Annotated in this window: 18 protein-coding genes and 1 pseudogene; 2 read left to right on the forward strand and 17 right to left on the reverse strand. The window is 65.9% G+C overall.

The features are described from left to right. Window positions 1–12: 12 nt before the first annotated feature. From AC1VVG_RS29295 to AC1VVG_RS29355, 13 genes and pseudogenes are all read right to left on the reverse strand, one after another. A pseudogene (locus tag AC1VVG_RS29295) lies at window positions 13–981 on the reverse strand (D-2-hydroxyacid dehydrogenase family protein); the annotation flags it as partial. 127 nt (window positions 982–1,108) lie between these two features. Then, entirely contained in the window at window positions 1,109–2,284 is a 1,176-nt protein-coding gene (locus tag AC1VVG_RS29300) for an alpha/beta hydrolase (protein ID WP_482837037.1), read from the reverse strand. Between the two features lie 85 nt (window positions 2,285–2,369). Next, a complete protein-coding gene (locus AC1VVG_RS29305; RefSeq protein ID WP_482837039.1) occupies window positions 2,370–3,722 on the reverse strand; it encodes an MFS transporter in 1,353 nt (450 codons plus the stop codon). Window positions 3,723–3,756: 34 nt separating this feature from the next. Further along, entirely contained in the window at window positions 3,757–4,449 is a 693-nt protein-coding gene (locus AC1VVG_RS29310; RefSeq protein WP_069706345.1) for an HAD family hydrolase, read from the reverse strand. Window positions 4,450–4,533: 84 nt separating this feature from the next. After that, on the reverse strand, window positions 4,534–4,845 hold the full coding sequence (locus tag AC1VVG_RS29315) for a winged helix-turn-helix transcriptional regulator (RefSeq protein WP_226104046.1): 312 nt from the start codon (window positions 4,843–4,845) through the stop codon (window positions 4,534–4,536). A 392-nt stretch (window positions 4,846–5,237) separates the two neighbouring features. Next, entirely contained in the window at window positions 5,238–6,539 is a 1,302-nt protein-coding gene (locus AC1VVG_RS29320) for an MSMEG_0569 family flavin-dependent oxidoreductase (protein WP_482837041.1), read from the reverse strand. Between the two features lie 56 nt (window positions 6,540–6,595). After that, window positions 6,596–6,880, reverse strand: a complete 285-nt coding sequence (locus AC1VVG_RS29325) for an MSMEG_0570 family nitrogen starvation response protein (protein ID WP_034189497.1) — start codon at window positions 6,878–6,880, stop codon at window positions 6,596–6,598. A 9-nt stretch (window positions 6,881–6,889) separates the two neighbouring features. Further along, a complete protein-coding gene (locus AC1VVG_RS29330) occupies window positions 6,890–8,074 on the reverse strand; it encodes an MSMEG_0565 family glycosyltransferase (protein WP_482837042.1) in 1,185 nt (394 codons plus the stop codon). Further along, the gene (locus tag AC1VVG_RS29335; RefSeq protein WP_482837043.1) at window positions 8,071–9,057 is read right to left on the reverse strand and encodes a sll0787 family AIR synthase-like protein; all 987 of its coding nucleotides are present in this window, start codon (window positions 9,055–9,057) and stop codon (window positions 8,071–8,073) included. Before AC1VVG_RS29335 ends, AC1VVG_RS29330 begins: the two co-directional genes overlap by 4 nt. Then, a complete protein-coding gene (locus AC1VVG_RS29340; RefSeq protein ID WP_226227951.1) occupies window positions 9,054–9,614 on the reverse strand; it encodes an MSMEG_0567/Sll0786 family nitrogen starvation N-acetyltransferase in 561 nt (186 codons plus the stop codon). Before AC1VVG_RS29340 ends, AC1VVG_RS29335 begins: the two co-directional genes overlap by 4 nt. A gap of 2 nt (window positions 9,615–9,616) precedes the next feature. Beyond that, the gene (locus AC1VVG_RS29345; RefSeq protein ID WP_059556948.1) at window positions 9,617–10,687 is read right to left on the reverse strand and encodes an MSMEG_0568 family radical SAM protein; all 1,071 of its coding nucleotides are present in this window, start codon (window positions 10,685–10,687) and stop codon (window positions 9,617–9,619) included. Next, window positions 10,680–11,702 (reverse strand): Nit6803 family nitrilase, encoded by a 1,023-nt coding sequence (locus AC1VVG_RS29350; protein WP_124671340.1) that lies wholly within the window; start codon window positions 11,700–11,702, stop codon window positions 10,680–10,682. Before AC1VVG_RS29350 ends, AC1VVG_RS29345 begins: the two co-directional genes overlap by 8 nt. 19 nt (window positions 11,703–11,721) lie before the next feature. Next, window positions 11,722–12,204, reverse strand: a complete 483-nt coding sequence (locus AC1VVG_RS29355) for an MSMEG_0572/Sll0783 family nitrogen starvation response protein (protein WP_034189492.1) — start codon at window positions 12,202–12,204, stop codon at window positions 11,722–11,724. A gap of 382 nt (window positions 12,205–12,586) precedes the next feature. Between AC1VVG_RS29355 and AC1VVG_RS29360 the strand changes: the two genes are divergently transcribed. Continuing rightward, window positions 12,587–13,978: an aminotransferase-like domain-containing protein gene (locus AC1VVG_RS29360; protein WP_367189237.1), complete on the forward strand. Its 1,392-nt coding sequence runs from the start codon at window positions 12,587–12,589 to the stop codon at window positions 13,976–13,978. A gap of 134 nt (window positions 13,979–14,112) precedes the next feature. On the opposite strand, the gene AC1VVG_RS29365 is transcribed toward AC1VVG_RS29360, so the two are convergent. Then, window positions 14,113–15,171 carry a porin gene (locus AC1VVG_RS29365; RefSeq protein ID WP_482837046.1) on the reverse strand — a complete coding sequence of 353 codons (1,059 nt, stop codon included), beginning with the start codon at window positions 15,169–15,171 and terminating at the stop codon, window positions 14,113–14,115. A 449-nt stretch (window positions 15,172–15,620) separates the two neighbouring features. Here AC1VVG_RS29365 and AC1VVG_RS29370 point away from each other — a divergent pair, with 449 nt between their 5' ends. Next, window positions 15,621–16,355: a helix-turn-helix transcriptional regulator gene (locus tag AC1VVG_RS29370; protein WP_034189490.1), complete on the forward strand. Its 735-nt coding sequence runs from the start codon at window positions 15,621–15,623 to the stop codon at window positions 16,353–16,355. Window positions 16,356–16,429: 74 nt separating this feature from the next. Here the strand turns inward: AC1VVG_RS29370 and AC1VVG_RS29375 are convergent, their stop codons facing one another. From AC1VVG_RS29375 to AC1VVG_RS29385, 3 genes are read right to left on the reverse strand one after another with little or no spacing between them, the layout of a single operon-like run. After that, on the reverse strand, window positions 16,430–17,137 hold the full coding sequence (locus AC1VVG_RS29375; RefSeq protein ID WP_226104047.1) for an ABC transporter ATP-binding protein: 708 nt from the start codon (window positions 17,135–17,137) through the stop codon (window positions 16,430–16,432). Further along, window positions 17,134–18,909 (reverse strand): branched-chain amino acid ABC transporter ATP-binding protein/permease, encoded by a 1,776-nt coding sequence (locus AC1VVG_RS29380; RefSeq protein ID WP_482837048.1) that lies wholly within the window; start codon window positions 18,907–18,909, stop codon window positions 17,134–17,136. The genes AC1VVG_RS29375 and AC1VVG_RS29380 overlap by 4 nt, the downstream gene beginning before the upstream one ends. Further along, window positions 18,887–19,732, reverse strand: coding sequence for a branched-chain amino acid ABC transporter permease (locus tag AC1VVG_RS29385; RefSeq protein WP_034189488.1), 846 nt, complete (start codon window positions 19,730–19,732; stop codon window positions 18,887–18,889). Before AC1VVG_RS29385 ends, AC1VVG_RS29380 begins: the two co-directional genes overlap by 23 nt. Window positions 19,733–19,736 lie beyond the last annotated feature (4 nt).

Genomic DNA, 19,736 nt, shown 5'->3' on the forward strand with positions numbered 1-19,736 from the left:
TGCCGCTTCGTGCGCGAGCACGTCCGGGTTGACCACGTGGATCGGCTGTCCGGCCGCATAGGACACGATCTGGTCGAACACATCCGAGAACTGCGTTTCGTATTCGTCCTCGGTCACGTAGCCGATATGCGGCGTGCACACGACATTGGGCAAACGCAGCAACGGATGCCGCGGGTCGCGCAGCGGCTCGGTCTCGTACACGTCGAGCGCCGCCATCCCGGGCCGGCCGGCCTGCAATGCCGCCTCGAGCGCGCCCGCGGCGACGAGGCCCGCGCGGCTCGTGTTCACCAGCAGCGCATCGGGTTTCATCCGGCCGAGATCCTCGGCCGTCACGATGCCGCGCGTGGCGGGCACGAGCCGCATGTGCAACGAAAGCACGTCGCAGGTTTCGAAGAAGGTGCGCTTGTCCGGCGCAGTGTGCCAGCCGTCGTCGCGGGCGCGCTGCCGCGACGCTTCGCGCGCCCAGACCCGCACGTTCATCCCGAACGCGGCGCCGTATCGGGCGACCTCCGCACCGATCCGGCCGTAGCCGTATATGCCCAGCGTACGCCCGCGCAGCGTCCGGCCCACGCCGGTTTGCCAGTGGCCGGCCTGCAGCGCGCGCATCTGCTGCGGAATCTGGCGCATCGCGGCCAGCACGAGGCCCCAGGTGAGTTCGGCAGCCGCATAGGACGGCGTGCCGGCATGCTGGTTCGACGACACGATCACGCCGTGTGCGGTGCACGCGTCGATGTCGATATGCGGATACACGCTGCGCTGACTGATCAACCGCAGCTTCGGCAACCGGGCGATGAGCGGCGCGCGAATCTGCGTGCGCTCGCGAATCAGCACGAGCACCTCCGTATCGCGCAGGCGTTCGGCCAGCGCGTCGACGTCCTGCACATGGTCGTTCCAGATCGTGACCGCCTGCCCGTCCAGCTTGCGAAAGCTCGGCAGCGTGCGCAGCGTGTCGAAATAATCGTCGAGGATCGTGATGTTCATGGGGACGCTCCTGGGAACGCCGTCATCCTGAACCGCGAACGCCGCGCAGGGAAATGAATTTATGTCGCCGATTCCTGCATTTTTCTGATCGATCGATTCTCGCCGCGCGCGCACCTCGCTCGCCCGCTCACGGCCCTGCCGCCCGCATCGCCGGCGCGGTGCCGGCGACGACCGGACACGATTGCGGCAAGGCCTGCCCGAACAGCACGGCCAGCCCGCAAGCGGACGTGAACATGCCGAGACCGTCATGCCCGACGCCCGGGACTTCGACGACCTGCTGCGCGAGATCGTCCGGGTGCCGCTTCTTCAGGTAGTCGAAATACGCGAGCCCGCGCGCGAGCCGGTACGGGCCCTGCGCCATCGCCGCGCACGAACGGTCGATGAAATGCGTGTACGGATTCGTATCGGCCTGCCCGAGCAGGTACACGACATGGCGCGCCACATAACGCGTTTCGAGTTCGCGCCCATCCTGCGACGCGACGTAAGGCGGCGCCGACTTCAGCCCGTACTTCCATTGCGTCGCGCGCGGGCAGATGCCGCCCGCGACCGCGTCGGCATTCGGCCGTTCGTCGTCGAAATACAGGTAGCTCGACGGGTTCGCGACCACGTAGCGCACGGCGACGCCGCCACGCGCCAGCGCGTCGCCTTCGTGCCCGGCCACGGCGTAACGCTGCAGCAACTGCGCGCCGGCGGAGTGACCGATCACGACGACCGTCGTCAGCGACGGGTACAGGCCGCGGTCGGCGAAATGCGCGAGCAGCGCGTCGAGCGCCGCGAACGAGCTGACCGGCCCCGGCTGGCGCGCCGGTTCGCCGCCCTTCCAGCCTTCCTGCGTCCACGCGAGTGTCGATGCGGGCAACGAGAATGCGCGCGTATCGGCGCGCGTCAGGAACTGCGGCGCGACGACCATCGTGCCGCTGCCGGCCGCGCCGGCCTTCTCGACGACCTGGCGCCCCGACGCGTAATACGTGTCGGCGTTGCGAAGCGTGCCGTGAATCACGATGAAAACACGCACGACGTCGGGCGCGGGCTGATCGAGCGGATGGTCGGCATAGACGGGCAGCGCCGCGCTGCCCTGCGGCGTCGCGACGGCCACGCGCTGGTCGGCGACGGCCTTGACCGGTGCTTCGAGACGTTCGCGCTGGGTAGGTGTCGCGGCTTCGGCCGAACGCACACTGCCCGCCATGCCGATGACGGCACAGGCGATCGAAACCGAGAGCGAAAGTGCGAACGACAGCGCACGGGCGAACGACCGCGCACGCGCGGGCCGGATGCTGGCAAAGGCAACGGAAATAAGGGACATGGCAGCGGATCGGGTTGCGGACAGGACTTTAACGGCGATGGTCGCAGAATCCGTCGCGCGCTGCCGGCCCGTTGTGCAATACGGCTCAGTCGGCCGGCTCGGACACCCGCCCGGCGTCGGCACGGGTTGCGCCCGCGTCGCCGCGCGCCGCATTCCCGCCCGCTGCCGACGGCGGCAAGCCGCCCGCCGTCGCGGCCAGCAGCGGGCGCTCGGGATGCACGAACAGCCACAGCACCGCGCCGCAAACCGCCGCGGCACCGATCACGACCATCCCGCTGCCCCAGTTGCCGGTGATCTTGACGACGAGCGCGAGCGCCATCGGCCCCGCGACGTTCGACAGGGCGCCCCATACGTTGGTCCAGCCCGACATCACGCCGGCGAACGGCCGCCCGAGATCCTGCGCGGCCGACCACACGACGACCTGCACGAACCCGACGGCCGCGAACGACAGGCACAGCAGCGCGATGACCGCGGCCATCGCCTGCGCGCGCGACGCGGCGACCAGAGCCAGCGCGCTCACGACGAATCCCGCGATCGCGACCGGCGTGCGCGCCCGGTAGATCGAACCCGTTTTCCTCAGCAACCGGTCGCTGACGGTACCCGCGACGAATACCGCCGCGAACACGGCCACCCACGGCAGCGACGCGTACAGCCCCATTGCCTTCAGCGACAGGCCCCGCGCGCGCATCAGGTAGGTCGGCAGCCACGTCGTGTAGAAGCTCTGGATCAGCACGAGCAGGAAGTACTGGATGCCGAAGATCCAGAAACGCCCCAGCCGCAGGCAACGCGCGAGCGAACCCGACGCGGCCGCGTGGCCGGGCGGCTGGCCGGCCGCGATGTAGTCCGCCTCGGCCGGCGTGATCAGCGGATGGGACGCCGGCGCATCGCGGTAGCCGAACCACCAGATTGCGCCGAGCAGCAGGCCGAGCACGCCGAATCCGTGGAAGACGGCATGCCAGCCGAAATGGACGATCGTCCAGGCCGTGAGGGGCGCCGACACGATCGGGCCCAGATACAGCCCCGCGAGCAGCACCGCGTTGCCTTTCGCACGCTCGCCGGCCGGAAACCAGCGCTTGAGCGCGACGACGCTGCTGGACCAGTCTGCCGACTGCGCGCCGCCAAGCACCAGCCGGCAACCGAACAACCAGGCGAACGAACCGCCGAGCGGCGTGATGATCATCATCAGCGACCACAGCGTGCTGGTGCCGAACAGCACGCGGCGCGACCCGAAGCGTTCGGCCGCGCGTCCGGCCGGGATCTGGCCGAGCGCATAGGCCCAGAAGTAGATCGTCAGGATCATCGACATCTCGACGATCGACAGGCCGAGTTCGCCCTGGATCGCCGGAGCGGCCACGGCCATCGCCGCGCGATCGAGCGTCATCACGAAGGTCAGCGGCGCGACCAGAAACGCGACGATCTTCCAGCGGAGATGGTTCACGCGGCGCGGCATCGTGCGGCTCCCGAAACCGGCGTCAGACGCCGTGCGGGCCGGACGCCCGGCCCGGCTCGTGCTGCATCCGCCGCACGATCGCGGCCAGTTCGCCGATATGCGCCGGGACCGCCTGCTTGCCCGCGCGCGCCCACGCATCGAACGACGTCATGCCGGTCACCGCGCCGACGAACGGCACGCCCGCGCGCTCGGCCGCCTGCGCGTCCACCGCATGGTCGCCGACATAGATCGCGGCGGCGGCAGGCAGGCCCAGCCGCGCCAACGCCAGCACGAGCCCTTCGGGATCCGGCTTGTGACGTTGCACGTCTTCTCCGCCGATCAACACGTCGACCAGCGACTGCAAGCCGTTGCGCTCGAGAATCGCCTCGATCCGGTAGCGAAACTTCGACGACACGATCGCGACGGCGAGCCCTTGCTCGCGCAGCCGTGCAAGCAGCGGCGGCACCTCGGGATAGATGCGCGTGCCGGGCACCATGATCTCGTCGGCACGCGCGACGAAGTGCCGCGCGAACGCATCGGCCCGCGCCGCTTCGGTCTCGCCCGTCAACGAACGGAACATCTGCGGCAGCGTCAGACCGATCACGGCGCCGATCTGCGCGGGTGTCGCGCGTGCCGCGCCAAGCCGATGCAATGCGTATTCCGTGCATTCGACGATCGCCGCGGACGAATCCGCCAGCGTCAGATCGAAGTCGAATATGACGGCCCGAACAGGCATGAATGGACTCCGCGAACGAAAAATGGATCACGCTCGACGCGTGACCTGGAATGACGATGCGACCGCACCCGCGCGCAGGAGCGGTCAGCGCGCCTGACCGGCTTGTTCGCGATCGGCCGCGTCCAGCCCGTCCGGGTCGCGCTTCGCCCACTCTCTTGCCCACCCCAGCAACGGCTGCAGCGCCGCTTCGAGCCGGCGGCCTTCGGCGGTCATACGATAGCCGCCCTCCCCGTGCTCGACGAGGCCCGACGCCTTGAGCTCGGCCAGCCGCGTGTTGAGCAGACGCGCGTTCGTTTCGCAGGCTTCCTGCAATGCGCGGAACGTGAGCGGCGAGCCGCGCAGCTCCCACAAAATGCGCAGCGCGGTGCGGCGCCCGAGCAGATCCAGCACGACCATGATGGGCCGCCCCGTCGTCGATCCGCGAACGCGTTGTCCGATTCTTGGCGTGGTCATGCTTTACTTTTTAAAGCAATCGTCCGGCGGAGTCAATTGCCTGAATCGAGCTTCGTTTCGGTTTGACTTTCCAACGCGCGATCGTAGACATCGTTATAGGCGAGATTGTCGGCGTAGTCCGACGCGCCGAAACCGGCGAGCATCGGCACGATCGTCGCATGGGCATGCTGCCGCCCCCTCGTCGAAGAACCCGGGGTCGTCGTGGCCCGCATGCGCGGCCAGCGCATCCCGGCGACGCTGCCTGCACGCGTCGCCCGGCCAGTCTTCCGCGAGCCTCGCGGGCGCACGTCGCGGCATGCCGGCTCGATGGCGACGGATGGCGTTATGCAGCGGCGTCAGGCAGCCGCGCTTTCGGGCGAGCGCCGCGGCGCCGTCATCTCGGCCCGGATCTGGTCGACGATATGGGCGGCATCGCGCGCAACGCCGGAGAATCGCCCCGATCCCCACGTGTGCAGCCACGGCAGCCCGACGAAGTAGAGCCCCGGAACCGGCGTCACGCCGCGCCGGTGCGCGGGATAACCGCGGCCGTTGAAGACCGGCGCATCCAGCCAGCTGAAATCCGGGGTGAAGCCGATGCACCAGATGACCGATGCGATGCCGCTCGCCGCGAGATCGAGCGCCGTGCGCTCGCCGGCGGGACGCCACACGGGCGCGTAACGCGTCGCAGGGGGCGCCGCGATTCCGTTCTTCTCGATATGGGCATCGATGCCGGCGTTGATCCGGTTGTACGTATCGTCCGCGCTGTCGAGCCGCGCCGCCAGATCCGCGGAGAAGCGCAACCGTCCGCCCGTGAAATCCTCCAGCCGGCCGTACAGTTCCATCCCGTCGGCGGCAAAGCGGCGCAGATCGATATCGCGCCCGCCGTCGCGGCCGGTCACATAATGGTTGGTGTTGTCGCGCACGCCTTCGCGCAGCGGATGCGCATCGACCGGCATGTCGTAGTACTGCATGTCGGCCAGCCAGTCGACGACGTCCCTGCCCCGGTAGAAACGGGCGCAGCGAGGCGCATCGCCCACCGCGAGGAACACCTTTCGCCCGGCGAGGTGGAGGTCCTCCGCGATCTGCGCACCCGATTGTCCCGATCCGACCACGAGAACCGGTCCGTCCGGCAACGCGGCCGGATTCCGGTACTCCGACGACTGGATCTGCACGATCGTGGCCGGAAACCGCTCGGCCATCCGCGGCACGATCGGCCGATGGTAGCCGCCCGATGCCACGACGACCCGATCCGCCGTGTACGTGCCGCGCGACGTCGCGATGCGATAGCGTCCGTCCGCGTCGCGCGTCACACGCTCGACGGCGGTGTGTTCCAGCACCGGGGCATCGACGCTGCGGATGAATCCGTCGAGATACTCGACGATCTCGTCCTTCGTCATGAAGCCGTGCGGATCCGCACCGCGATATGGATAACCCGGCAGCGCACACTGCCAGTTCGGCGTCACGAGACAGAACGCGTCCCAGCGCTGCGTGCGCCACGTGTGCGTCACGGTCTCCTTTTCGAACACGAGATGATCGATACCTGCCTGCTTCAGGTAGTGGCTGATCGACAGTCCTGCCTGCCCGCCGCCGATGACCGCTACGCCGAGACGGGAATCGATATCCGGGAGGCTGGATGAAACAACGGGTTCGCTTGACATGATGCAGTCCTGAATGTGTGTTGAAGACGACGGTGGATTGCCGCGTGCCGGACGCCCTAAACGAGCTCGATGACGGTCACGGTCGCATCGCCCTGCGGAGAAAATCGTTGCGCGTGCGCTTCGATCCGTGCCAGTTCATCCATCGCGGCCGAGCACGCGAACCCGTATTTCTCCCGTACGCGCTCGGACCCGATACCCAGGGCACGCCGGGCTCGCTCGACGAAGTCGTCGAGCGCGTATTGCGTGCCGGGCGTGAAAAATTCCGACACCACGGTCGAAGGCGAATAGCAATTGGTTTCCGACTGGTCGGGCCAACGGACCCGAAAATGCATGACCGGCATGATGCCTCCTCACTTGGCGGACGATGCTTGCGCACGCTGCGCCAGCCTGTCCTGGTAGATGTCCAGATGCCTGCGTGCACTCGCTTCCCATGTGAAGCGGTTCATCAGCGCAGGCACGGCACGTGCGAAATCGGGAGCACGCCGTCCCGAGAGCGCGTCGCGCAGCGCGCCGGCGATCGAATCCACATCGGCGGGATCGGCCCACACACACACGCGCTCGTCCAGATACTCGGTAAAGGGTTCGATTTCGGATACGACCACGGGCTTTCCGCAAGCAAGCCCCTCGAGCACGACCAGGCCGAATCCCTCCCGGATCGACACCATCGACACCACGTCTGCGCAGTGCATCAGCGCGACCAGCGCCGCATCGTCGAGCGGCCCCGTCGACACGACGGGTTCGTCGACGCCGATCCCCAGACCCAGCGCGGCGGCCCGCGCGACGAAGCGGCGCGCGTAAGCATCGTGATCGAGCAGACTCGCGCCGCCCCCGATCACGAGCCGTGCGTCGGGCATCGTGCTGCGCAGCAGGGCGAACGCCTCGAGCAGCGCGATCGAGTTTTTCCGCTGCTCGATCCCGCCGATCGCGAGGACGACCGGTGCGCCGTGCAGGCCGAACCGCTGCCGCACCGCCTGCACGGCCGCCCGATCCGCCCGAGCGAACCGGGAGACGTCCACGCCGTTGGGCACCACGCTTGCGTCGACCCCGAACGTCCCGCGCATCGTGGCTGCCCACGCAGCGCTCACGCACAGCACCTGGTCCGCCGCTCGCCACGCGCGCGCCTGCCAGCGTTCGAGCTGCGGGTCGTCGAATACGTCGAGGTGATGCACGGTCCGTACGAAGCCGTCTATTGCACCCGACTGCTTCAGGTCGGCCAGCGCATTGCCCGTGATGCTGTCCTGGGCATGCAGCACGTCGAAGCCGCTTGCATCGTGCTCCAGCAATGCATGCCTGATCGCGACAATCCGCGCGCGCACCATGTCCGCGACGCTGCGCGGATGGCCATCGACGCGCGCCAGCACGACGCGGCACCGGACGTCGCGGAACATTCTCTCGCCCGGCGCGGCCGGTGCGAACACGGTGACGTCGCTGCCCGCATCGTGCAGCGCACGGGCGAGTTCCAGCGCGTGCACGACACCGCCGCGCGGATTGACCGAGTGGGTGAGCAGTGCGATGCGCAACGTATCGGCGCTCATCGCACATCCCCAACGGTGCAGGTGATGAACGGCTCGACCCGGAAATCCCACAGCACCGCCGTTTCGCCCGCCTCTTCGACGACGACCTCGCACGAGGCGTCGATATCGCCGATCACCGCGCACGCGAGCCCGCGCGCCGCGAAGCGTTCCGCGATCGCCTCGGCGTGCGCCGGCCGCGCCGCCATCACGAACCCATAGCTCGGAAAGGCCGTCAGCCAGCGATCGAAGTCGACGCCTGGCGGACGCGGGATCGCGTCCAGCGCGATCCGCGCACCGACGCGCGAGCATTCGGCGAGCATCAGCGCCGTCCCGAGCACGCCGGCCATCGAGATATCCTTCGCGGCGTCGCACAGCCCGGCTTCGGCCAACGTCGGCAGAATCTCCAGATCGCCGCGTAGCCGGGCCGGCGGCGCGCCGACCGACGCATTCCAGAACGGATACGGCGCCTCGAATGCGCCGCGCAGGTCGACCGCCATCATCAGGCGATCGCCCGGCCGCGCGCTGAAGCTCGACAGCAGCGCGCGGGCCCGGCCCAGAATCGATACGGCCAGTTGCCCCTGCACGCTGCGCGTGTTGCTGTGGCCGCCGACGATCGGCACGCCGTACGCGGACGCCGCCGCGGCCATCCCGGCGAGCACCGGCCGCGCGGCGTCGATTCCGTCGCTCCACAATGCATCGACGACGGCGATCGGCCGCCCGCCCATCGCGTAGATGTCGCTGACGTTCGCCATCACGCCGCTGTACCCGGCAAACCACGGCATCGACTCGACGAAATCGCCGACCATCCCCTCGATCGCAAACAGCAGGTAGCCGTCCGCGTCGGGAATCGCCGCGCAGTCGTCACCGAGCGCGACGGCCTGTGCGAGATCCCGTTCGCCGTTCGGTAATGCGCCCGCGAGCGACGCAACCACGCCGGCGATGTCGTGCTTGTGCTGGAAGCCGCGGCTCGCGCGCAGCGTCGCGATGCGATCCTCGACACTCATTGCGCCCCCTCCAGCCGCAGGACGAAACCCTCGAACGGCGTGCCGCACGGCGGATAGTGTTCAAGCTGGGCCTGCATCAGTTGATGAGGACGTCCGAACAACGTTTCCTCGCCGAGCGCATCCCAGTGAAGCCGAAGAAACAGCGGCACGTTCTGCGATTGCACGTGTGCGACGAAGCGCCGGCAACCTTCGGCATGCGCACTGCCGACGGCCAGCGCGATCAGCATCGAGCCGATCCTGCCTTGCCGCCGGAATGCCGGATGCACCGCGAGCCGCGAGCCCATCCAGGTTCCCGGCCCGGTTTCGTGAATCCGCACCGTGCCGACCACCTGCTCCGGCAGCCCCGCGCAGCAACTGACCGCGACCAGCAATTGCGCGTGGCGGTCGATATCGTCGCGATCGTCGCCGGCGAAGATGCCCTGCTCGATGCAGAACACGGCCCGGCGCAGCTTGTATGCTTCGTCGATTTCCCAGGGAAGCGCCGCCCATTTGATCCGGTATTCGGCTGGCCGGTACGGGCTGCTGCTGTCGGCCAGTCCCATCTCTGCGCAGTACATGGTCATACCTCGTAGGTCGACAGCGACGAGCAGGCACCGCACTTTCCGCAGCCTGCCTTGATGTCGGCGGAGCGCATGCCGGCATCGCGCAGCATGGAGCCGAGCGGTTCGAGCACCGCCCGCATGAATTCCGGCGACGGCGCGGGATGACTCTCCAGCGGCGTGCCGCTGATCGGCACGAACGGCACGACGAACGGATACACGCCCAACCCGATCAGTTCGCGCGACATGTCGAGGATCGCGGCCGCGCTGTCGCCGAGCCCGGCGAGGATGTAGGTGCTGACCTGTCCGCGGCCGAACACCGCGACGGCCGCGCGGAATGCCGCCATGTAGCGGGACAGCGGCACGCTCGCCTTGCCGGGCATGATCCGTTCGCGCACGGCCGGCGTCACGGCTTCCAGATGCATGCCCAGCGTATCGATCCCGCTTGCCTTCATCCGCTCGAACCAGCCGTCGTCGTCGGGCGGCTCGCATTGCGCCTGGATCGGGAGATCGACGGCCGCCTTGATCGCGAACGCGCTTTCGCAGAGCACGCGCGCGCCGCGGTCGGGCGTCGGCGGTGTGCCGGTCGTCAATACCATGTGCTTGACGCCGTCGAGCAGGACCGCCGCGCGCGCCACCTCGGCGAGTTGTTCAGGCGTCTTGCGGGCGATCGTCCTGCCGGCTGCGAGCGACTGGCCGATCGAGCAGAACTGGCAGGTCTTGCGCCGGCTCTCGTAGCGAATGCAGGTCTGCAACACCGTGGTCGCCAGCACGTCGGCACCGTGCAGCGTCGCGATGTGCGAATACGGCACGCCCTCCAGCGTCTGCAATGCGTAGAAGCGCGGGTTCGACGGAAAGCTGATGCTCGCGATCGGGATGGTGCCGCGCGAGAGCTGGCTGACGCCCGCCGCATCGGGCGCCCCCGCGACGAACGGCGAATCCCACGCGGTGCTCGTGTGCACCGGCACCATGATGGTCACGCCGTCGACCGTCACGGCCTTGTGATCGGACGGCCCGGCGCCGCCGCGCCGGCTCGCGGCGCCAACCCGCGGATCCGCGAGGCGCAGCCCGACCGACTGCAGTTCAGTCATCAATTGCCGGCTCTGCACCGACGGTTTCGCGTTCACGCTCATGGCAGTTTCCCTCGAAGTCAGGGGCGGCCGATCCGTTGATCCCCATCGGGGTCACCGTCGCCGCCGGCCGATCGTTGATGGCAAGGCTCAGCAGTTCCGGCCGCGCATAGTGGCCGACCGAGTCCATCATTCGCTTGCGCTTGGTGATCAGCGACATGTCCAGGTCGGCGATCACCATCCCTTCGCCGGCACGCAACGGCTCGGCCAGGTGCTGCCCCTCCGGGGACACGATCGCGGTATTGCATCCGCCGCGCAGGGCCTTCTGCAGATTCGGATCGCCCGTGATCGACTCGATCTGGGCATCCGTCAGCCAGCCGGTCGCATTGACGACGAAGCAGCCGGACTCCAGCGCGTGGTGGCGGATCGTGACCTCGATCTGGTCCGCGAAGATCGGGCCGACCAGCGATCCGGGGAACTGGCTGCAATGAATTTCCTCGTGCTGCGTCATCAGCGCATAACGGGCGAGCGGGTTGTAGTGCTCCCAGCACGCGAGCGCACCGACCCGTCCGGCACCGGTCCGCACGACCTTGAGTCCGGCCGCATCCCCCTGCCCCCAGATCATCCGCTCGTGAAACGTCGGCGTGATCTTGCGGCGCTTCAGCGCGAGGCGCCCGTCGCCGTCGAAGATCAGCTGCGTGTTGTACAGGCTGCCGTGGTCGCGCTCGTTCACGCCGAGCACGACCACCATCCCGTGCAGGCGCGCGCGCTCCGCGACCGCATGCGTCACGGGCCCCGGCACCGTCACGGCCTGCTCGTAGAGCCGCATGTGATCGGCGCCGGACGCGACCGGCGTCCGCACGAACGAGAAGTACGGGTAGTACGGCACGAATGTTTCGGGAAAGACGATCAGCTGGACGCCCTTGCCGGCGGCCTCGTCGATCGTCGCGCAGACCTTGTCGAGCGTGCCGCCGGCGCGTTCCAGATCGGGCGCGATCTGGACGGCTGCCGCCCGGACGATGCGTTTGTCGGACATGATGGCACCCGTGATTCGATCAAACGGTCCAGGTATGGATGATCAGCGCGTTCTCCTTGCGGTGAAGCAGCTGGATATCGAGCACGTCGAGCGGGTTGATCGGCCGGATGCCCTCGATCAGCGACGCTTCGCCATGCCCGTAAAGCGCCTGCAATGCAAAGCGGCACGCATAGACTTTCCCGCCCTCCTCCATGAACTTCACGAGTTGCTTGTTGAAGTTCAGATGGCCGGGAAACGCCTCGTCGCCCAGTGTCGGGAACCCGCGTTGCAGGCCGAGCGTCACGCCGGGGCCGTAGAGCAGCACCGACGTCTCGAACCCCTTGCGCTGCAGGCGGGTCGCCTGCAGGAGGTTCACGAAGCCGATCGACCCCTCGAACGCAACCGTGTGGAACGTCACGAGCGCCTTCTCGCCCGCTTCCGCCTTGACGTCTTCGAATACTTTTTCCTCGTAGTCGACGAGGAAATCTCCCTTCTTGTGCAGAGGCTGATTGACTGCGGGCATGGCACGCTCCGTCTGGAAATGAGTTGAATGAGATTCCCGAACGCTTTCGAATCCGGGCGAACTCATTAACGCAACGCATATGCCAACCGGGCCGCGACCCGATGCAATCACTCTGCAATCATTCAATCCAAAAATGCCGCTGCAGTCGGTTCGATCCTTGCGTGCCCCAATCCGGATCCAACTGAAAACGGCCCGGCCGGGCCGAACGGCGCACCTGACTGATGCAGCACGCATGAACCGGTGCGCGCCCGGCGTGCATCGATGCATCAATCCGATACACGATGCAATCAATGCAATCAGTCGGCTTCCACGGCGCGATATATATATTTTTCGATTAATGCGCCATGCTAACGTTTTGATGAATCGTCAAATGGAAACAGGTATGGATTACGCAATCCATCATTGGTCGAAGCGCTTGCTGGAAAGCAGGAAACCGGCCTATCAGCTGATCCCCGACCTCATCGAGGAAGATCTTGCGGCCGGCCGGCTGAAACCGCGCGACCGCCTGCCCGGGCTGCGCGATCTCGCCGGGGCGCTGAACCTGAACTACACGACGGTCGCCCGCGCGTATGCGGAAGCCCGCCGACGCGGCTTGCTCGATACGCGGGCAGGAAGCGGCACGTTCGTGCGCGGCCCGACGCAAACAGTCCAGTTGTCGGGCGGGAGCAGCGTCGAGATGTCGATGAACATGCCCCCTGAACCGGCCGAGATGGTCGGCCGGCTGCAACAATCGGCGGCGGCATTGTTCGCCGCCGCGGACCCTTACCAACTGATGCGATATCAGGATTTCGGCGGCACACCGGCGGATCGCGCCGCCGGCCGCGCATGGCTGGCCCATCGCCTGCCCGGCTGCAGCAGCGATACCGTGCTCGTTTGTCCGGGAATCCACAGCGCGCTCGTCGCGCTCGTCTCCCGGCTTGCGCGCCGCGGTGATTCGATCTGCCTCGATTCACTCGCGTACCCCGGCATCAAGGCCATCGCATCGCAACTGGGCGTCCAGTTGCAGCCGCTGCCGCGGGACGACGACGGGCCGTTGCCGCATGCGTTCGAATCGCTCTGCCGAAGCGGACAGCCCGCGGCGCTGTACTGCAACCCGACCCTGCAGAATCCAAGCACGCTCACGATACCGTTCAGGCGCCGCGAAGCGCTGGCGGATATCGCGATGCGCTACAACGTGCCCATCATCGAGGACGACGCGTACGCGATGCTGCCGCAGAGCGCCCCGCCGCCACTGGCGTTGCTGGCCCCCGAACTGACCTACTACGTGACCGGCATGTCGAAGAACCTCGGCGCCGGGCTGCGAATCGCCTACCTGCTGGCGCCGACGGTGCGCGAAACACAGCGTATCGCGGGGGCATTGCGCGCCACGACCGTGATGCCGAGCCCGTTCACGATGCTGCTGTCCACCCAGTGGATCAACGACGGCACGGCAAGCGAGATGCTGGCCGCCATCCGATCCGAGGCGCATTCACGGCAGGCGATCGCCAGCCGCGTTCTCGGCGCATGGCCTTTCGACGCGCATCCCGATGGTTTTCATCTCTGGTTGCCGATTCCCGGCGAGTGCCAGTGGACAGCACCGGATCTCGCGCAATATCTGCGAAGCCGGAGTGTCGCCGCCGTGGCAAGCGCGGCATTCTCGACCGACGGCAACCCGCCGGACGCGATTCGCATCTGCCTCGGCGGCCCGCAGGATCAGGAGCGCTGCCGCGACGGCCTGCAGCTTGTCGCCGACGCACTGACCGACGCACATCATCTTTACAGTGCCGCGATGTAGCCGCGCCGGGTAGCGGACGGATCGCACGAACCGGACGCCGCGCGACGCATCCACTCACATGCGCATCGTATTTCGACGCACGACCAAGCGCTGCCGGCCCGCCCCTGCACCACCGGCACGTGCCGCCGCACCAGTCAGAACTTGTGCCGAATGCCGATCCTCGCCGCGGTCTGAAAACTCGTGCTGGACGGCGATCCGAGCGCTGCTTCGATTTGAGCGCCGTGCGCATGATCATGCGCGAGCGCCCCGACGAAATACACGTCCGTGCGTTTGGAAATGAAGTAATCGGCCCCGATGGTCGCCTGATTCGCGCTGCCGACCCCGTTGTTGCGCTGCTGGAACTGGAACCCGGCGCCGAGCGAGAGGTCGGGCCTGACAAAGTAAGTCACGCCGCCGTCATAGGTCAGCGCGCGCGCTTGGGTGCCGCTGCTCAACTGGACATCGGTCACCACACCGAATATCTGCGCTTTCCCCAGGCTGTATGTTGCACCGCCGGCGTATTCCGTCAAATTCGCGGAGCGGGTCGCGTTATGCTGCTTGAAATACGACAGCGATGCGGTGAGCCCGCCCCGGTTGTAGTTCAGCAGGAAGTTCATCGCGCTGTTGGTGCCCAATGAGCCGGCCACATTGCCGAAACCGTACATGGCACCGACACTGAAGCCCGAAATCGTCGGCGAAAGATACTTCACCGAGTTATTGACGTTGTCGCCCCACAGTCGGTTATCCAGCGTATACCCGCCAGCCGCATACGCCGGAATGCCCCACGCGAGGATACCCGCGGCCGTGTTTCCCGCGATCGAGTACGCGGGGAAAATATCGCCGATGAAGTCGTATTGCCGCCCGAGCGTCAGCGTCCCGAACCGCCCGTCGAGGCCGACGAAGGCCGCGCGGTTGAACAACAGCCCGCTCTGCGCCAAGGCCCCGTTGGAAAGTTGAAAACCGCTTTCGAGCGTGAAGATCGCCTTGAGCCCGCCACCCAGGTCCTCTTTGCCCGTCAGCCCCCAACGATCTCCCTGCGACGACCCGGACGTGAACTGCACGAGCGCGCCATGTCCGGTGCCCGACGTTGCATTGTTCGTGTACGTGATGCCCGCATCGACCAGCCCGTACAGCGTCACTGACGACTGCGCATGTGCCACGCCGCACCCAACCGCGGCGCACACCACCATGCTTCGCTTGATGATCCTGTTCATATCGCTATCCTAATTTTATGGCGTAGTTTTCGTTGACGAAAATGGCTGAGGAACGCGTCCCGCTGAAAATGCGCTGGAATCGTTTGATCAATGGGCAGGCGTCTGCGGGTAAACCTCCGGCTTGCCTCCACGACGAACGGTCTCAACACGTCCGCTTCCCACTGCGCGTCCACTTTATGACCGGCGTTTTTTGAGCCCCATCGTCAGAAATGTCGATGCGGAAATCCCGGTCAGTGGCGGCGGCATTCAGGGTCCGCCGCGGGCATCCCTTTCGGCCCGAAAACAGGCGGCGGATGCGACTGCGGCATGAATACAACGGACCGGCAAAGGCCGCACGTTCATTGCTGATCGGGATTTTTTACGCTGCTATGATTGATGCGTAATGCGAACCAGTCTTCCAAGACTGTCGCGCGTGCCGTCTCCCGACTCCTCCTACCGATGAGGCCCCCTTGAAGCCACCAGTTCACGATCTCACGCTCGACGAACTCCGACTTTTCGGCGACATCATCGGGCGGCTCGAAGAGCTCGGACCGATCGTGGATGTCAGACGTGTCGTTTTGTCAGACTTGACCCGGTTGTTGCGATCCGATTTCTGCGTGTCCTACAACTGGGATGCCGAGAAAGGGACCTACGTCGACCCGATTGCGGTCAACGTCGACTCGGATCACGTGCGTCGCTACACAAGCTGGTATCAGCACAATGACCCGATGACGGCGCAGCTCTGCAGGATGCGCCGGGCCACGTTCGTGGAAGAAGTGATGGACCGGCCTGCCCTGGAGAAAAGCGAGTTCTATAACGAGTTTCTCGCGCAGGATGGTTTGCATCACGGGATCAACGTGTTCGTTTTCGACGGCGAACGCCAGCTCAGCGACCTGAGAATCTGGCGAACCAGGAATCGGCCTGAATTCGAGCTGCGCGACAAACTCGTGCTCGATGCGATCGAGCCGTTCCTTTGCCGCGCCATCAAACGTCGGGCAGGCAGCGCGACGGGGCTCACGGACCGTGAGAGCGAGATCGCCCAGCTCGTCGCAAAGGGTTGTACCGATCAGGATATCGGCCGCCTTCTCTGCATCAGCTTGTCGACCGTACGCACCCATTTGCGGCGGATCATGGACAAGAAGGGATTCTCCAACCGTGCGGAGCTGGCTGCTTCCGTCGCCGCGGCCGGAACGGCCGCGCCGTGACGACGATTGAACGGCGCGGCCGACGCTCAGGTACGTCAGGTACGCACGAGCGGCGAATTGCCTGATACGAAAGCCTAAACCGCCAATACGGCTTCGAGCCGGTCGCGCGACATATCGATCGAGTCGCCCGACAGCACGACCTCTCCATGATCCAGACCGATGAAATGGTCCGCGATCGAAGTGAGAAACGTCAGATTCTGTTCGACCACCACGAACGCCGCGCCTTCCTCGATTCGAGACCGGATAACGGATGCCATCCGCTCCAGGTTCTCCTGCTGAACGCCTTCCGACGGCTCGTCGATCAGCGTGAGCGGCGAACGCTCCGCGATGATCCTGGCGAAGGAAAGCAGCTTCTTTTCACCCCCGCTCAGCTTCCCGGCTGCCTGCGGCAACCGCTCTTTCAGACGCGGGAAAATCTCGAACAATTCTTCGTATGCTTCCAGGCTTCTTGTCCTGAATCCGAGGGTCAGGTTGTCTGCAACGCTCAAATTGTCGAAGACAACCCGTTCCTGCGGCGCATAGCTCATCCCCAGACGTCGCCGTTGGTGCGACGGTACTTTTCCTACTTCACCGCCGTTGACCGTGACTGCCCCGGAAGTGGGCTGGATAACACCTGTCAGGGCGCGCATCAGTGTCGACTTGCCCACACCGTTGCGGCCAAACACCCCCAGGACATTACCCGCGGCCACCTCGCCACTGATTCCCTTGAGCACCATCGTGTCGCCGTAACCCGCGACGATCGACGAAAACCTCAACACGGCTTCCCGCCGGCGTTCGCTCACTTTCTTCCTCCCGAGTAGACGGCCTTGACGTCTGCCGACATCTTGATCTGCGACAGCGATCCGACCGCGAGGCTTCTTCCCTGATGCAGGACCACCACGTTGCCGGCGATCTTTTCGAGTGCGCTCATGTCATGCTCGATCACGATGGCTGACGCCTCCAGTTCGCCCACGGTCGACGTGATCGCGTCCATCATGTGACGGGTTTCGTGCGCCGAGAGGCCGGCGCACGGTTCGTCGAGGAGCAAAAGACGCGGCTCGGTGATCGCCACCATCGCGAACTCCAGCATCTGGCGCATCCCTTGAGACAGATCGCCCGCACGAACCGCCAGATTCGATTCGAGAAACCCGAATTTCCCGAGCGTGCGTACGCGTTGAACCGAGTTCCAATGCAGCGGCGCCGCGCTCAGCATCTCCCGAGGACGTATCCGGTTCGCCCACAGGGCGATCTGAAGATTCTGGTCGACCGACAACCGGGCAAACACCGCGGGAATCTGAAACTTGCGGCCGATGCCCAGTCGGGCGACCTGCCACGCCTGAGAGGACGAAATCTCGGTCCCGCGAAAGTGAATTTCACCTGAACGGACCGGCAAGCGGCCCGTCATTGCGTTGAATGTCGACGTCTTGCCGGCGCCATTCGGGCCAATGAAACAATGGATGACCCCGGCTCCCACCTCGAGATCGAGCCCGTTGAGAATGTTGACGCCCCCCTGGCTGACTTCCACCTTGCGGAAACTGAGCAGCGCGGATTGAGCCGGCCGCCTGTCGATCGTCGCGATCTCGTGAGCATCTAGCCGTTTCTCCGGAATGACGTTCGCGACGCGCAGACCCGCCATCCGGGCAAGCGCGGCGGCCGCGCCGGCCAGGCCATCGGGAAACAGCCGCACCACACCGATGAAAATCAGCGCGACCAGCACTTCCCAATAGGTGAACAGATCGCGCCAGGTCGCGGCGAGCAGCCCGATCACGACGGCACCGAGTTGCGCGCCCAACGGACTGCGCTTCCCCCCGACGGCTGCCCAGATGACGAACTGCGCCGACAACGCGACGCCGACCGCCTGAGGGCCGACGAGACCCTCGTGAGGCGCATACAGCGCGCCGCCCAGACCCGCGATCGCGCCCGAGAGGCCGAAAGCGGCCGCCTTCAGCCGGTGCGTCGCGAATCCAAGGAACTGGAGGCGATCCTCATTCTCCGAGAGGGCGGCCCAGAGCGTCCCGATGGGGCGGCGACTCAACCAGGTGATCCCCGCCGTGACGACAACCGCGGCCACGGCGATCACGTAATACAGGTTTCCATACCGGTCGGTCATCGGCAGGTCGGGAATATCGGTGAGCCCGTTGAAGCCGCCGGTGACGCTGCTCCATTGATTGGCCAACAGAAATCCCAACATGCATGACGCAAGGGTAATCAGCGAAAAAAACGGCCCGCTGTCGATCCGGCGCGCAAAGACGATCAATCCGATGGCATAGGCCAGGGCCGCCGGTACCGCGACTGCAAGCGGAAGCAGGACGATCTGCCATTCGCCGCCGGCCGCGGCCGCGGCGCGCAATACCAAGGCGCTGACATACGCGCCCAGCCCGAAGAACAGGCTTTGGCCCAGCGGCAAAAAGCCCGCATTCCCCCAGCACAACGCAACGCCTTGCGTTGCCATTCCATACAGCAACAGAAGCCCGATCTGGTTTGCACTGTAGTCACCGGCCCACAGCGGCAAGCTCAGAAGAACCGCAGCCGTGACAACCTGGAGGGCCGTTTCAACGTCGCGAGACGAGGCCATTCGGGCGACTCCACAAGAAATAGATGGACAGGATCAGAACGGCGGTATAACCCGACGTCTGATCGATGAAACTCGACACCGCGACCTGCGTTCCGCCGATGACGAACGTGCCGACCGCGAGACCGAGCAAGCTGCCCAGGCCGCCGACCACGAGCACGAAAAACGAATTGAGCAGATAGTCGAGGCCCATGTACGGCTCGACCCGCACGATCGGCGCGAGCAACACCCCCGCCAACCCGGCCAGCACCACCCCCGTGATGAACGTGCCGCTGGCCAGCCGGGTCGTATTGATGCCGGCCGCCCTGGCAAGAAGGGGATTCGCGACCATGCCCCGAATCCGCGCGCCCGTCTGGCTGCGGCCGTACCATGCCGCGAGCGCGGCGAATGCCAGGCCCACCGCGAGCATCATCGCAAGCCGGAATGCCGGATACGGGGTGCCCAGGACATCGATCGATGCGCCATCCGCGCCAGTCACGTCCTGGTAACCCTTTCCGAACAATGCGACCACCCCTTCGCGCAGCAGGATCGAAACGCCCCAGGTGGCGAGCAAGGTATCGAACGGCCGCTCATACAAGGGACGAACCAGCACGCGTTCGACGATCCAACCCACGGCAGCGCATACGACGATCGCCACGGGTATGGCAAGCAAAGCGGGTAATCCGAAACGCTGCACGACGACCACCGAGTACGCGCCCAGCATGATAAACTCGCCATGCGCCATGTTCAGCACGCCCAGCAGCCCGAACACGATGGCCAGACCGATCGTCGTGAGCGCGAGGGCCGCACACGCGTACCCGAGATTGAGAAGATGGGAAAGCAGCATGACG

The organism is Burkholderia sp. L-4 (assembly GCF_056856535.1).